The sequence below is a fragment of the Spirosoma flavum genome (assembly GCF_042686045.1).
In the GTDB taxonomy this organism is placed as follows: Bacteria; Bacteroidota; Bacteroidia; order Cytophagales; family Spirosomataceae; genus Spirosoma; species Spirosoma flavum.
This window is the reverse complement of sequence record NZ_JBHUOM010000026.1, coordinates 1-14,855: the sequence shown is the minus strand read 5'-3', so window position 1 is coordinate 14,855 and position 14,855 is coordinate 1. Positions and strand designations below refer to the sequence as shown.

Sequence of the window (14,855 nt, the reverse complement as noted above, 5' to 3'; positions counted from 1 at the left end):
AACAGGGTGCGGATTGAACGAGTAAAGGATCCGATTTATGACTTAGGTTAATATAAGCTCAGTGGCTGTTGCAAAAGTAGATCAGTATATAACAAAACTGGTCAGGTATTGGTAGAGCGATTACCATCCCACTCTGTTCAACGGGCGTAAAGCGCAGATACTTCTTCAAATTGTAGGCCATGGCCGCTATATACATCACTTTGGCTGCCGCTTCCCGGCTCCGGGTATTGATTTGACGCAAGCCGTAGTAGTTGATTAAGCTGCCTAAGACGGGCTCTACCGTTGCCGAACGGATTCGCATCATACGTTTGCCCAACCGACTCGACAACCGCTTCACCATTCGCTCATAGTGGGCTTTATAGGCGGTATGATGCAATCGCTTTTCGCTGGCTTTCTTGCCCTTACACGGCTCACTGAGGGGGCAGTTCTTGCAATCGGAGGCCTTAGCCAGGTAGCGTTTTTTTAGGTTCCCCTGCTTATCGACCAGCAACCTGTCAAAGGCTAAGCGTTTTCCTTGACTACACGTGTAGCTGTCGCTCTTGGTATCGTAATGAAAGCCAGGCCGCTCGTCCTTGTACTTGCCGTGGGGTGAAACGAATCCAGTTAACCCTCTGATTTCCAGCTGTTCGTAATTCTCACCGGAACTGTATCCGCACCGGCGGCCCGGCGGCGTCAGCCACTACATTACTTATGGCTACGCCAAACCCGGTCAAACGGTCCCGCGTCGTGTCGACAATGGGCATCAGGTTGCGACTGTCGCGCCGGTCGGCCGAGTTGGCCTGAATATGGGTGATCACGTGCTGAGACACATCGACGCTCACGCTGGCCATATACGCCAGTTGGCGGGGCTTGCCAGTTTTGAAAGCTATACGGGCATCGGGGTCAGTGGGACTATAGTGGGTGAGATTGCTCAGAAGTTGGCCAGCTTTGTTAGGCGCTGCTTTCCGAATATTGCCATGAAAGCGGTGAATGTGCTTTATGCGTTCTTCAGAAGCGGTTAGTCGAGGGGGACTCGGTTTGCCTAACGAAGAAGTAGTCTCAGAAGGCCAGATGGCCGTTTTTCGCTTTAGCCGACTCATCGACGCATTGGCTTTGATGTAGGCTGAATCGATCACCTGGGTATGGCCACTGATTAGTCCTTTGTGGATGCATAAGCCCACGATGTGCGTCATGGCTTTGTCAATCCTACTAACATGGAAACCAAGTTTACGAAAATCACCGTGACTGTTGAGGCCGTAAATGACGAACTCAAGCGGCAAAAAAGTGATGAAGTCCTTACTTCCCTGGTGATTAAAGAGGTAGCGGTATCGGAAGAGGAACTGCGGGATATGCAGGCTGTTATCGAGCGGATGGATACGTTCCGCAAATTCTACATCACGTTTAAAACAGCGGCTGGACGGTCGGATTCGGGGGATAGTTTTTTTCTTAAGTCTACCCTTCCCTTCACCCCGAAAGTAGTCGCCGGTCATGTCATTAAGGAACTCACCTATAATCAGCTCCCCAAGGCGGAGCGAGACGCCATTCGGGAAGAAAACTTTCGCTATGAGCAACGACTAACCTTGATCCTGGCGCTGGTGGTTTTTATCCTTTCCGGACTAATCCAGTGGGTGTCGGGTCACGTTGCTTCCCCTTCGGTGTTTTTTCAGTACGCGACTCCGGTGCGGTATACGGTTTCCGGGTTAGCCCTAGGCTCTATTCTGTACTTCGTGCATAATCCGGGTCCCGGCCGTAGGCCCTATTCCTATTTGTTGATCGGTTTTGCTTTTGCCTGGCTGATAGCGATGTTGTTAACGTAGCCTACCAATTATTGACCAATGAATCTGTTGACAATGCAGTACGTTTTATATTTTCGGGTGTCCACCAAGAAGCAAGGCGAGTCAGGACTTGGTCTCGACGCCCAGCGGGCCTACGTTGATCACTACTACACGGGAAAGCCCATCATTGGGGAGTTCACCGACATACGATCGGGCAAAACCATTAGTAAGCGTCCTCAGCTGAAACAAGCTCTAGCTCTCTGCCAACAGGAAGGGGCTACGCTGGTAGTAGCCAAGATTGACCGACTCAGCCGCAACACCGAACTGGCGCTGCTTATCTATCGGGAGCTGGAGGGGCGGCTGGAAAGTTGCGATATTCCCAATCTGGATAAGTTCACCCTGACGCTGTTCATGGCCATTGCCGACCGGGAACGGGAATTAATTGGCCTTAGGACTAAGCAGGCATTGGATCAGAAGCGATTGCGGGTAGGCGAATGGCGAACGGGCGGGCCAAATGAGAAGAAGGCCGCAGCGGGGCTTTTGGGCGCCCAGGTGTCTAGTGAAATGGCGGATGATAATGAGAATAGCCGCCGAGCATCGGCATTGATTGACAGCCTCCGCGCTGGTGGCCTCAGTTACCCACAGATTGCTCAGCAACTCAATGCAGCCGGGTTTAAAACCCCACGTAATTGTACGTTTATCGCTACGCAAGTAAGGCGTTTACACCAGAGAGCCCTACTCCTTAAAAAAACAGGCTACTAGCCGGACGTTTTTGCCATATTACTTTATTGATAACCGATGAGAGCGTCGTGATCCTCCTGGATGATAAGGCATCGGGGGCAGTAGATGGCCGTGGTAAATTATCGATAGCTATAAGCATCACGATGATGTTGAGGGATCCAACCAAGTGACTATGTACGAAGAAAGGCTGGTACAGCAATCAAAATAAGGCTACCTTTCATTAATCAGTTTCTACTGAGTCCCTTCCCCACCCCATCTGCTGAGCCGTCGGTCAAGTTGCTCTTTAACCCAACACCTTGTGGCACTCAAATTCCCTATTCTCCTAGTGGATGATGACTCGCTGCTGGGAGACATTTTAAACCGAGCCTGCAGGGATAGCTTTCCTGAAGCCTCGTTTAGTCAAGTTTCCAGTGCTTTAGAAGCGATAAGCTATATTAATGGATTAGATAACCGAGGACAAAAGCTTATTTTATTAGATATTGACTTAGGCACTAGCTTGAATGGTTTTGACTTTCTAGCTTTCCTGCGGACTCATGCCCAAGGCCGTTTTCTACCAATTATCATCCTGACAACCGACGAATTACCAACCACCATTGGGACGGCTTATTTAGTAGGTGCTTCTTCGTTTTCTGAGTAAACGGTTGCTTAGTAGCCGTAGCTTACGATGAGCGAATTCGCTTAAAAACTACTCTATTACCTGCCTGGACCCCATCCTAGAGTACGCTTCTGCTCAGGCTCAATGGCCTGTTGTGGCTGGCGAGTCAATGCTAACGTCCTGGCTTGTTCGGCCTGTAACTTTATTTAACGATACATTCCCTTGATTTTCAGCTTGTATGAAAAAATGTTGGGTCACCAGTATAGTAAAAGCGATTCGTTAAAAAATACAATCCATCTAATGATCGTTTTCTAAGAAACATTTTTTAAGAAAGAGTATGCCTAAAGTTATTTTGATTACGGGTGCCTCGACGGGCTTAGGGGAAACTATAGCCAATTATTTGACAGATAAGGGTCATATCGTATATGGTACATCACGGTCTATTGAACAACTATCAAAATCGTTTCATACGTTAACTATGGACGTATGCGATGAGGAAAACATCCACGTGGGTATTCAACACATTCTACAGGCACAAGGACATATTGATGTATTAATTAACAATGCAGGGCTTGCCATTGCTGGTCCCGTTGAATCACTTCCGCTGGCAGATTTTCAAAAAGTATTTGATACGAACGTGTTTGGAACGCTTCGGACAATACAGGCAGTATTGCCATCCATGCGTCAGCAAAAATCTGGTTTAATTATCAATATCAGTTCCATAGCGGCTGAAGCGGGATTGCCTTTCCGGGGAGGCTATTGTGCCAGTAAAGCAGCTGTTGATCGATTGACAGAAGCCCTTCGTTTTGAAGTCGCTTCGTTTGGTATTCAAGCCTGTTATATCCAGCCAGGAGGTACCAAAACGGATATTAATAAGAATCGATTGCGGGTTTCCCTACCAACGGATAGTGTTTATAAGAAAACGTTTGATCGCACGTATACATTAATCGACGAAAGTGTGAGCCAGGGCATTAAGCCAGATGAGTTCGGGCCATTAATTGATAAAATCATGCAGTCACCACGCGTGGAACGCATGTACCGGGTGGGGAAATCACTGGAAAAGTTCTCCGTTCTCTTGAAACAGCTTTTACCGACTAGGATCTACGAACGAATGATTCGTACCCATTACGAGATGTAGATCGATTAAACGTATTGGTTAAAAAAGCTTTTTTAACGTCGTTTATAACCAATACGCCACTTGGCTCTAGCCACGATTGCCTTTAAAAAAATGCCGGAACCTTCATCAATTTTTCGACAGTGAGAGTTAACCATCGTCGTTAAAAGGACGGTTGAACCCGAAGCGATCAAGCTACTACAGAAGACAGTTCACGGTACAGCAGGCGTTCGCTACCAACAGAGTGGACAGGAGGTTAATGTATGAACGGAGTATTTACCTGTTTACTCAGGCGGACTTAACGGACATGTGTTGCCTTGATAAATGGGCCATCAACTTATCATCTGTTACCCCTATTAGTGGAGAGTGTCCTAGCTCACTTCAAATTGAATACAGCTATGTGGGTGATTAATGAAAATGATCTCCACATAGCGGACTTAACCCAAACCCTCATGGGATCATTTAGTGATTTTGAAAAAGGGAGTAGAACCCACGTTATGGCTAAAGAAGTTGGCCTGAGTGAGAAGCAACTCCAGTCAAAATCATCTCATTACGTGTCCTGTGTCAACTACACTTGATTCCTTATGGCAACCCAAAAAAATGAGCAGACTATCCATCAGCTGTTAAAACGAACGCTTCACACATTAACGAGACCAGTGGCGGAAAATCAGAGACGGCTGCTCTTAGTGGTTAATCTCACCTACCTGGTACTGGCCACCGAATTTATTTTTTCTGAATGGTTCTCAACCGGACTGGCCGTTCCGGATAATCTATTGTGGTATGTCTATATCCTGGTTGGGATCACCAATGCCATTTCAGCCGTTTACACGTATGTAAACATGAGTCCGACCCAAGCCAGGAGGGTATTGGGCGTTACAATCGGTTTTAGAACGAACAACCTGTACGAAAAGCGACTGCGATGGATGAGTCTGATTGCCATTATGATCATGAGCTTTTGCTTTATGGTCGGTATCGGCAATCCAAGCAGTGATACCCTGCTGACTGATTTTGCTTTAGGACACTCCTTGATTGTGTTGATTGCTATGTTATTGGGCCGGGAAGCCTCATTCGCCTGGTTCTTAGTCGTATTAAGTATTCTGGTATATACCTCCTTTTTTCAAAAAGGGTATTCACACCAGTATAATTACCTGACGCCAGTCGAATCAAGTCGGTATGAAACGGCCCTAAGACAGGGAAAACCATGGGCGGTGAAGCGGGGAGAATGGCTAAAAGCTAATCACTTGACTCCACCCAAAGTATCCCGCTATTTTAATATGTGGTTTATATTCATCCTGGTCGCTTATCTGTCGGCTTATTATTTTACCGATAGCGCTAGAAAGGTGAATGATACGCTTCCCCTTGTGGAGCAGGATATGAAGATAGCTCTGGAAGAAGCCCACCGCCAGGAGTTGCAGCAAATGCGGGATGATGAAGAACGGCTTTTATTGCGCCAGGATGCCCTGGACGCGGAACTGAAAAATTTAAAAGCCCAGATTAATCCTCACTTTTTATTCAATACCCTGAATTACTTCTATATGAAAAGTCTGGAGCACTCGGATGAGTTAGCCAACTCGATTTTAATGCTCTCCGATATAATGCAGTATAGTGTACGGGATTCCATTGATAAAGTAGGGTTAGACGAAGAAATTAAGCATATGGAGCAGTTTATCGAATTGGTCCAGTTACGCAATAACCACAAATTGTGTATTGACTTTTCCGTAAAAGGCCCTGTCAATCAGATTCAGATATTACCCTTTCTGTTGATTGGTCTGCTGGAAAATGCGTTTAAGCATGGAAACATGATGAATTCTGAAAAACCCCTCATCATTAAGCTTGACGTGACACCGCCCCACTTGGATTTCTTTACCTGCAATCAAAAGAACTTAAAAAAGCAGGTCAAGTCTACCCAAATCGGCCTGACGAATACCCGCCGTAGATTGGACTTAACCTACCGTGCGTTCACGTTTGATATCGACCAGGACGAAGAAAGCTTTTGCATCAAACTAGTACTGGATACGAATGACTTTAAAGAGAGCTATTTGTCTCATACCAACGCCTAAGACGGGGCAATTTTAACAAAAATTCAACTTTATGAACTGCATTGTTTTGGATGATGAAGACTTATCAATTAAGCACTTAGTTGATAATAACATCAAAAAGATTCCTTATTTGAACCTGGTAGCCACGTTTACGAATCCGGAAGAAGCCCTTTTATTTCTTCATACGAATCCAGTCGATTTGATATTTCTAGATATAGAAATGCCTAATCATCGTATCGACGGCATTGACTTCATGAAAATCATGAAACCCAATCAACAGTACATTTTAACGACTGCTCATCCTGAGTACGCCCTAGAGAGTTATGACTACCATGTGATTGATTATTTACGAAAACCGTTCTCTTTTGAACGGTTCGCCAAAGCGGTGCTTAAAGCGCAGCCATTAATTAAAGACCAAATAGTGGAGGCTTCTGCCAAAACCGATGAGTCTATGTTCGTAAAATCAGCGGGCAAATTACAGCGGTTATTTTTCGAGCAGATCTGCTACATTGAAGCTGAGCGTAATTATGCGACCATCTTTCGGCCAGCAGATTCGTTTTCGACCAAAACTACGCTGAATAAACTGGGAGAAGAACTGCCGACCAATCAGTTCTTTCGGGTTCACAAATCCTATATAGTTTCGTTAGATAAAGTGGAATTTGTTAAGAAAGACCAGATTGGGATTACGCGAAATCAGGGATTCGAACTGGTTCCTGTCAGTTCGCAGTTTAAAAAGTCGTTTCTCCAGACGATTGAAAGCAGAAGACGTTTAAATCTTAAAGGGTAGTGGATCGTTGTAGATTAATTAAATCCTGTAGATTGACGCTGTTTAAACTTTAGCAAAAACACCCCGAGTTCGTTAATGGAGAGGGTGACGAAAGAATTTATCGGTATATTTTCCAAGCGTAAGAAGCGTTCACTCAACAAATGGTCTATCAAGGGTCGGGACTTATTGCCACTCAAGAACCCCGAATGTCCGCTTTTTTGCTGCGTTCCATACGCTACTGGACGGTACGGCCTACCTTAGTATATGCCATTAGCCATTTGCAGGCCGAGCTGGAGAAGGCCAGGTTACTTGAAAACAGGTCATCTTGGGGCGAACCATAGCCGAGTATCAACAACATACCAAATCCGTGATTGACTTCGCCCAAGATGCTACCAAACTGGCTAGCCAAGGCAACGAATCGGTTAGGCCCGAATACAGGTTATACTACGCCTGCTGTATGCTCGTGAGTTATCTAAGACTCAATCCAAATTCGTGTAGTAGAGCCAATAAAAAAGTGATAAAAAAAGCTCCCCTGTTTCAGGGGATACAATAAAGATTCTTAAACTGACATTTTGACTCTGTTACCTTTCTTCAGCCTCATTGGTCAAACCAATGGGGCTTTTTGATTGACCGATTACATATTTGGTATGGATGATGTATCCGGCCAACCGGCTCCTCAGCCTAATCCATTACTAGTTCAGAAAAAGCGCGTGGAAGACGCCGCAGCGGCGGTCCGACACTGATTTTTTAAGTATCTGTGATGGCACCAGTCACCCGGCTCTTATCTACAGGTTACGACAGCGGATACTATTGGGAAGATATTCAACGGGCCTTGTGTATCGCAGTGGGTTTAGAAAAGTGGCGATAGCGGCCGACCGTCATATTGATTTATTTGCTAATATATCCTCCCTTCCACCCGCTTAGCAACTAAACAGATTACTGCGTAACTTACAAGTAGAAAGTAGGCGATTTTTTAGCTATATGACGGCGGGTTAACTAGTTCTTTATACGTTTAACCTTGAACAAACGTGCGTTACAAAAACGATTTCCTCTCCTATTAAAGACCTAATTTTCCCGACGCATTGTGTTTGCGGATATTCCGCCTTCGGTCATAGCGCTGGATCATGGTCGTGGTCCGATGTTTAGTCTGATTCATCACCTCCAGATCATCGGCTCCATTGGTTTTGGCTATCGTGACAAAACTGGCCCGTAGCGAGTGAGCGGTAAAAAATTCTCCCAGTTGCTGTTGTACTACTATATTCACCCACTCACTGGATAACCGCTGATCGGTTACGCGCTCCCCTTTCCGAATACGGACAAATAAAGGCCCCTGATCCCGATCGACTAGCGTCAGCCATTGTTGAAGAGCTAGAATGGGACAGTACTCGGGCTCATTAGCATACGAAACAGCTTTTTCCTCCACCTCGCCAAATTGATTCGTTTTTGACCGATTCATCCGAATTACCAGACCCCCATCATCCATCAGAAGATGGTCAATGTCAAGCTGGGCTAATTCACTACGCCGAAAAGCGCCCGTGAAACCCAACAGCAAAATCGCCCGATTGCGTAAACCGGTTGGGGTGGGCGACAAGGCGTCCAGCGCCTGACGAAACTGCTTGAGGGAAAAGTCCGGGGCCTGTTTCTGACGTATCGTCTTTTTGAGTTTAAAGCCGGTCATAAAGACTTTAAATTGCTCCTGGGTTGTCGGGGATTCCTGTTGGTTTTGCCGGTGATACTTGGCGATGCTGGCCAGGTGGCGCTGAACCGTAAAAAAGGAACGAGTCCGGCCTAGGAATGTCACGTATTCGACCAGGGCTACCGGCGTGAGGGGTATCGAATCATACGAATTCGCCTGACACCAGAACCTATACTGTCGTAGATCGGTGGAATAGGCCCGCTGTGAATTGGCCGCTCCCTGGAGGCCTGCCCGCAGATACTCCCTAGCTTCGGCATGCAGTTCTTCATCCACGCGAAGCGATAGGGCTCGCTCCGGCGTAGGAATTATGTCTAAAGCACTAAGAGTTGTATCCGGTTGATTCATGATTAGGAAAAGGAAATTGAGCTCGACAACTAAATTTTGATAAAGATATGATTACTCGTGATAAGTAAACATTATCACGAGTAATAAATTTTATAGGTAGAAGTTATGAGTCTTTAAGAACCAACACTACAAACGTCAAACCGCCAACAGTGGAACCTGTTCCACTGTTGGCGGTTTGACGTTTGTAGTCAAAAAATAGAAAACTGGTATTCAATGTAACGGCTTCCCATTATCAAACAGCTTGATCAAATCTGGAAAACTGATAAAACGGATGTTCCGCTGGAATCGCTCTCTCTTATAACTTGCTAAAAAAAGGATGCGCCATCATTTCATCACAGTTGGTAAATCATTTTTCGAATTGTACTTTTATGAGAATAGGGTTATTGAGAAAGAGGGCCGATTTTCCACTAAAAGTATAACTATTTTAAGGTAGCATTTACAAACTAACTGCCCTCTATATTTCATAAAAATGACGAATAGAATTGGCTAACTCCTGTTATTGGATGCATATTAGTCATTGTGTTATGTAACACGGGGTACGACCTATGACACCAAAGCAAAGCCAACGGCTGATAAAAAAAATAGCCGATATCAAACTAGTCTTAGCCACCGAAAAACGAACCTTTGGCGGCTACGATGATTCCAGAGGCTTGCGCTACCTGCCGACCCGCTATTATCTTCAGCTGGCCGATTACAAAGGGGGATTAGCCTATACCCGCTGGTTCGCCAAATCATTTCCCGATGACATTGGATTTCCAGACTTCCTGTTTGAATGGGCTGTATTGCTCTTTAAAGGGGGTAAACTCGCTGAAGCTAAAACGAAAGTCTGGCAGACGTTCTGTGCCAATACGTATGTATTGGATACGTTTCTGGGCAAGCCGGTTCAACCGCTCCCCAAACAGGAGTGGTCTAATCTGGCTCAGGTTGGTTTCACCGAGTATTTCACTTATTCGCATCAGCAAGCGGATTTGCTTGATTTCAGTCCCTGATTGGAGGAGTTTATGGCCAGCGAGCACTTTACCACCCGAAAAGCGCGCTACCTAACCCTACATCAACGACTGCTCGTGGAAGAGGATCTGGAAACCAGAGAGTATTTACAGAAGGAAGCTGATCAGCTAGAAAAGGTGGATAAACTTTAATCAAACATAGGCCTGACGCATCACAAAAGCCTGTCTTACAGCCTGTAAGACAGGCTTGAATTTTGTTTGACAAATTGTATTACTTTACATGAGATTGATTATATAACAGTTAATGGCGGGCAGACACTCTATCAAAACAAAACCTAAGTGGGGTATTCTTATTCTTGTTGTCGTGCTAGTTCTGGGTGCTTATTTCATTCAAGAGTACAGAAAGAGCAATATGATTGATGACTGCTCACGGTACACTATTGCCTATAGTACGTCTATCGGAAGAAAAGACGTCAATTATAGATATGCAATCTTAAATAAAACCTTCACTGGTACTTGGACGGTTAATCCTCGAAGTTTTACGGAGTTTGTTGTTTTTAACTTATACCCAAAGGACTTTATTAACCAGCGGTTCTTATTACGAGTAAACTGTAATAAACCAGACGTCAACGAAATTGATTGGGCACATTCGGTACCTGAAAACGTAGAAAGCGCACCAGAGGAAGGATGGAAAGCGATTCCCGAAGATTTCCCAAAAACGAAGTTCGCAGACTAACATAATGCCACTTATACAACAGTTTCATAGCCTCTGATCTTATGAAGAAGACATGGTGGATTCTTACCTTACTGTTGCTTATCTCCTATCAAGCAAGACCTCAAAACAATCAGTTTACGGTACAAGGCATTATCGCTAATGCATCAGTTAGAATGCTGTATTTACGGTATACTGATACCAGTGGTACGGATAAAGTAGATAGTGCTTTCATTCAGAATGGCTCATTCTTATTCAGGGGCAGTATCAATCAACCCACCCGAGCAATCCTACGAGCAAACCGAAAAATGATCCCTGATGATCAAAACCTTAATATTACACTTCTCTATTTGGAACCAGCAATAATAAAGGTTCAGCTTGTATATGACCACTTTAGGGATATTAAGGTAGCCGGGTCAAAAACTCACCAAAGTAATGACGAACTGAATGCACGTAAAGCCGTAACGATGCAAGAAATAAGATTACTTCAAGACAGTTTAAATCGGTTAACTGAACACAATTTATCGAGCCTTAACCCAGCAGATATTGAGGTTCAGCGAACTCGTATTAATCGATCAATCAGACAGCTAGCTAATAAGTTAGGAATGATTAGTTATCAATTTATTGAGGAGTTTCCTGCTTCTTGGGTCAGTATCAGTGAGCTAAACCTTTATAAAAATTCGTGGGCCATTGATTCTGTTCGTTACTTGTTTAACGGCTTGAGTTCGCCTATTCAACACAGTTTAGATGGTCAGCAGGTTGCCACTAAATTGGCATTTTCGGATCAGGCAAAATCGTCAATTGGTAGTCACGCTATTGACTTTTCAGCCATAGACGTAAAAGGTGACTCAATCAAGCTATCCACTTATAGGGGACGCTATGTGTTACTTGATTTTTGGGGAAGTTGGTGCGCCCCCTGTCGAGCTGGCAATCCTCATCTACTTGATCTGTATAAAAAGTATCAGCCTAAAGGAGTCGAATTTATTGGTATTGCCTGTCAGGATGCATCTGTGGCTTGGAAAAAGGCAATTGATAAAGATGGCATAGGTATCTGGAAACACATACTTGACATTGAAGCCAAAATTACTAATTCTAATCAGAGATTAAGTATTCGTCAGCGCTATGCCGTGGACTCATTTCCGACGAAAATATTGATTGATCCCACGGGGGCTGTTATAGGCCGTTATAATGGAAACGACGAAGCTATAATGGACAAAAAGATGGCCGAGTTACTAAACTGAAATATGTTGACTAAGGGTCTGGCATTTTGACTATTCTTAGAATACTAGACTAAATTGGTTATCACATCAACTTATATTTTTCTCTTTACATAAGTCTAGTGGCTGTTACAAAACTTGGGTAATTCGTTTGGCAATAGTCGCGCCACCAAAACGAGAAAAATACTACGTGAATGTCAACTCAAATGAGCTTTTACGGGTCATTTAAGAAACCAAAACCTTTGTCTGTATGAAAACACGATACCTCATCCTACTTAGTTTGCTATCCTTCTCGCTTCAGGCTCAACAAAAGAGCTATGATATCGCTATTAGTTATGGGAGATATGTGACGCCAATACTCTACCAAAGCCAAGTTAAAACCTACCTCTCGGCTGATTTTGAGTATCACTTGACCAACCGGTGGTCGATCTCTTCGGGCTTGATGAAGGGTACATTTGGCTATTATGATGGCTTTCCAACGAAGCGCTCAAATGGTACTTATATGGAAGTACCTAACTCAGAAGGGGCTGACTACCAAGGCTATGTGCTGGCTAAATACGCGCTGGTAGCCAACCCTCGATTTCGCTTGCAGCTAGGGGCCGGCGTGGGTTATTATGTACAACATTTGTCGTTTGCCTGTGAGAGTAATCTGTACGAATCTACGAATGCAGATGTCTCGCTTCCCATCAGTATAGAGGGCTACTACTTCGTAATAAGGGGAGTTGGATTGGGCATCAAGGCCGGTTGCTATGTCCAACCGGCTATCTGGGGTATACACATCGGTCCTCAAATTCGAATACGGCTCTAATCAATCTATTCGTATAAGAACAATACAATCGCCTTTCATAGTTTTGCAACAGCCACGGTAGTTATACAACTGGTCTAGGAAATGTACAAATATCTAACCCTCAGTTAGTTCGTACATTTCCTAGACCAGTTGTATAGCTATTCTTGTCGATATGGCGAGAAAAAATCAAGCACCAATTCGTCAATTGATGGTCAATGACATGTCATCATAATAGGCAGTACCCGTCGTCTTAGGCAGATAGATCAGATCAACATACACCGCGTAGAGATCTTTGGGAGCCGAATCACAGGTAAGCGTGTATTCGGTAAACTCGTTGGAGCCTGTAATAGAAACCTTACCTTCTGTAGATGACTTAAAATTGGTTACTACCACACCGTTGATATAGTCACCCCCCCCGAAAACGAAGGATATGCCATTTCCTTGAATAGTAGCCGTTTTAATTTTGACTTTCATAGTCAACTTAGCTCCCTCTGGAATGGGAACATCTCGGGTATAAACAACCCGTTCCAACAGTTGGTAGGTAGAGTCGCTCTTTACGGCATCACAACTGACCTTAATCGAATGAACAGGTGAAGTGGCCGCTTCAGTTGAGTAATCGACGGTGTAGGTACTGGGGGTCGTTTTTGAATTTTTTAAAATGGCTGAATGCCATAGCGGAATTTGCGTAAACGGATTGGCCTCAAAATCACCATTGATGAGTACATTAGCTGGTGCTTGCGGTTGCGCATTATCGTTTTTGCACCTGTTAAAAAGAATGGACAGGAACACTACGGATAGGACTAAACGAAACGAGTTCATAGATACTTTCAGACTAAGATGAGATAAAAATCAAATGTAATTGACCGTCGAAATAAATTGTATTAATAAAGGATAAATTAGGGTGTTCTTTACACTTTTATTGAATCAATATTGCTTTGGATTCTTACAATTCGAAAAGGCTTTTGCTCTTATCCATGTCATTTTTTGTTATATAAGTGGCGTGGCTGTTGCAAAAGTAAACGGGTTGCTTAGTAAGGCGAGTTTTAGCATCAATTTATGGCTTCAAACCGTTAGAAAACAGCCGCCAAATGCATCAAAAATATATCGGCTCTGACTTTTTGCAACAGCCACTGGCATTATGTTATGTGAAATAAGTTAGAAACAAGCCGGAAAATTACACCATAGTCAAATACAAAAAGTACAATCTACCTAAATCGAACTTACCTCATTTTTTAGTAGATTCTGGTTGTCCACTGCCCTAAGTCTGGACCCCTTAATGAGTAACCAGCCCATAAAAATCAATTCCCCATAATAGGTGTATTGGACAAAATTTAGATTAGTAGTAGGGAATAGATATGGCTTTAGGCTAGTCAATACATAACCCAACCCCGTAATAATTAATAGGATACCGACCGAATTGGGAATGTAGCTGGCCTTAATCACTAAATAGCCTACTAAGACCAGATGGATGGCAAAAAATATAATGCCAAAATGGAAACCACTTCTAAAGGCATTCAGACAAAGCGTGGCCTGCGTATGAAGCTGTTTGGGTTCCAATACCGCCGAGTAGTCGGTTGTCATTAAGAGGCGGAAAACGGTGAGCAGATTGAGTAGGGCCACTAAAGCAATCACCGCAAAAATCAACCGAAACCAAGCGGCTAGTAGGGAAAGGTTTTCATGAACTGGTTTCAGGAGCAGATATAAAGCCCAAGTAACTATCAAATCCCCAATAAAAGTGATTAGATAGGCACCGATACCGGCGACAAATAGAGGCTGATTGGCAATTATGTTTTTGGCGGTTTGAGCCGGGTTTTGAGCCACCACCAGTTTAGGGAAGACGAACAATTCAGCAAAGGGGGCTGCCATCACCATAATTAGTAAGCTACTACCGGCGATGAGGGCAACGGTGGCCAGTGGCATTCGAGTTGATTGATCAGTCATCGAGAGAGCTCAAACCGGAAGAATGAGCCGTGAATAGCTTGAGCATGCATCGATACTAGCTAAATAATAATTACTTGATTGAAAAGAAGTTACACACGGTCTGAGACAGTGATGAAAGGATTTCAATTTTGTTGTATAAGTGAGCTTATATTAACCTAAGTCATAAATCGGATCCTTTACTCGTTCAATCCGCACCCTGTT

The 14,855-nt window shown here is 44.1% G+C and carries 15 protein-coding genes; 10 read left to right on the top strand and 5 right to left on the bottom strand.

All coding sequences use genetic code 11. The features are described 5' to 3' along the window. Positions 1–58: 58 nt before the first annotated feature. Both ACFS25_RS26705 and ACFS25_RS26700 read right to left on the bottom strand, forming a co-directional pair. The gene (locus tag ACFS25_RS26705; protein WP_381507371.1) at positions 59–490 is read right to left on the bottom strand and encodes a transposase; all 432 of its coding nucleotides are present in this window, start codon (positions 488–490) and stop codon (positions 59–61) included. A gap of 145 nt (positions 491–635) precedes the next feature. Continuing rightward, positions 636–1,172, bottom strand: coding sequence for a hypothetical protein (locus ACFS25_RS26700; RefSeq protein ID WP_381507368.1), 537 nt, complete (start codon positions 1,170–1,172; stop codon positions 636–638). 21 nt (positions 1,173–1,193) lie between these two features. Here ACFS25_RS26700 and ACFS25_RS26695 point away from each other — a divergent pair, with 21 nt between their 5' ends. The 6 genes from ACFS25_RS26695 to ACFS25_RS26670 all read left to right on the top strand — a co-directional run bounded on the left by ACFS25_RS26695 (position 1,194) and on the right by ACFS25_RS26670 (position 7,030). Beyond that, on the top strand, positions 1,194–1,796 hold the full coding sequence (locus tag ACFS25_RS26695; RefSeq protein ID WP_381507365.1) for a hypothetical protein: 603 nt from the start codon (positions 1,194–1,196) through the stop codon (positions 1,794–1,796). A 33-nt stretch (positions 1,797–1,829) separates the two neighbouring features. Continuing rightward, positions 1,830–2,516: a recombinase family protein gene (locus tag ACFS25_RS26690; protein WP_381507362.1), complete on the top strand. Its 687-nt coding sequence runs from the start codon at positions 1,830–1,832 to the stop codon at positions 2,514–2,516. Between the two features lie 277 nt (positions 2,517–2,793). Next, complete coding sequence (locus ACFS25_RS26685) at positions 2,794–3,132, top strand: response regulator (protein WP_381507359.1); 339 nt, start codon at positions 2,794–2,796, stop codon at positions 3,130–3,132. Positions 3,133–3,427: 295 nt separating this feature from the next. Continuing rightward, a complete protein-coding gene (locus ACFS25_RS26680) occupies positions 3,428–4,228 on the top strand; it encodes an SDR family oxidoreductase (protein ID WP_381507356.1) in 801 nt (266 codons plus the stop codon). A 560-nt stretch (positions 4,229–4,788) separates the two neighbouring features. Continuing rightward, positions 4,789–6,264, top strand: coding sequence for a sensor histidine kinase (locus tag ACFS25_RS26675; RefSeq protein ID WP_381507353.1), 1,476 nt, complete (start codon positions 4,789–4,791; stop codon positions 6,262–6,264). Between the two features lie 31 nt (positions 6,265–6,295). Next, complete coding sequence (locus ACFS25_RS26670) at positions 6,296–7,030, top strand: LytR/AlgR family response regulator transcription factor (RefSeq protein WP_381507351.1); 735 nt, start codon at positions 6,296–6,298, stop codon at positions 7,028–7,030. Positions 7,031–8,066: 1,036 nt separating this feature from the next. On the opposite strand, the gene ACFS25_RS26665 is transcribed toward ACFS25_RS26670, so the two are convergent. Further along, positions 8,067–9,050 carry a site-specific integrase gene (locus ACFS25_RS26665; protein ID WP_381507347.1) on the bottom strand — a complete coding sequence of 328 codons (984 nt, stop codon included), beginning with the start codon at positions 9,048–9,050 and terminating at the stop codon, positions 8,067–8,069. A 545-nt stretch (positions 9,051–9,595) separates the two neighbouring features. On the opposite strand from ACFS25_RS26665, the gene ACFS25_RS26660 reads away from it, so the two are divergent. From ACFS25_RS26660 to ACFS25_RS26645, 4 genes are all read left to right on the top strand, one after another. Further along, a complete protein-coding gene (locus ACFS25_RS26660) occupies positions 9,596–10,039 on the top strand; it encodes a hypothetical protein (RefSeq protein WP_381507344.1) in 444 nt (147 codons plus the stop codon). 12 nt (positions 10,040–10,051) lie between these two features. Beyond that, complete coding sequence (locus ACFS25_RS26655; RefSeq protein WP_381507341.1) at positions 10,052–10,189, top strand: hypothetical protein; 138 nt, start codon at positions 10,052–10,054, stop codon at positions 10,187–10,189. Between the two features lie 585 nt (positions 10,190–10,774). Beyond that, positions 10,775–11,950, top strand: a complete 1,176-nt coding sequence (locus ACFS25_RS26650) for a redoxin domain-containing protein (protein WP_381507338.1) — start codon at positions 10,775–10,777, stop codon at positions 11,948–11,950. 226 nt (positions 11,951–12,176) lie between these two features. Further along, positions 12,177–12,734, top strand: a complete 558-nt coding sequence (locus ACFS25_RS26645; RefSeq protein WP_381507335.1) for a hypothetical protein — start codon at positions 12,177–12,179, stop codon at positions 12,732–12,734. Positions 12,735–12,914: 180 nt separating this feature from the next. On the opposite strand, the gene ACFS25_RS26640 is transcribed toward ACFS25_RS26645, so the two are convergent. Together ACFS25_RS26640 and ACFS25_RS26635 are read right to left on the bottom strand one after the other, a co-directional pair. After that, complete coding sequence (locus tag ACFS25_RS26640) at positions 12,915–13,532, bottom strand: hypothetical protein (RefSeq protein ID WP_381507333.1); 618 nt, start codon at positions 13,530–13,532, stop codon at positions 12,915–12,917. 390 nt (positions 13,533–13,922) lie between these two features. Then, positions 13,923–14,654: a DUF4386 domain-containing protein gene (locus tag ACFS25_RS26635; protein WP_381507330.1), complete on the bottom strand. Its 732-nt coding sequence runs from the start codon at positions 14,652–14,654 to the stop codon at positions 13,923–13,925. Positions 14,655–14,855: the final 201 nt, after the last annotated feature.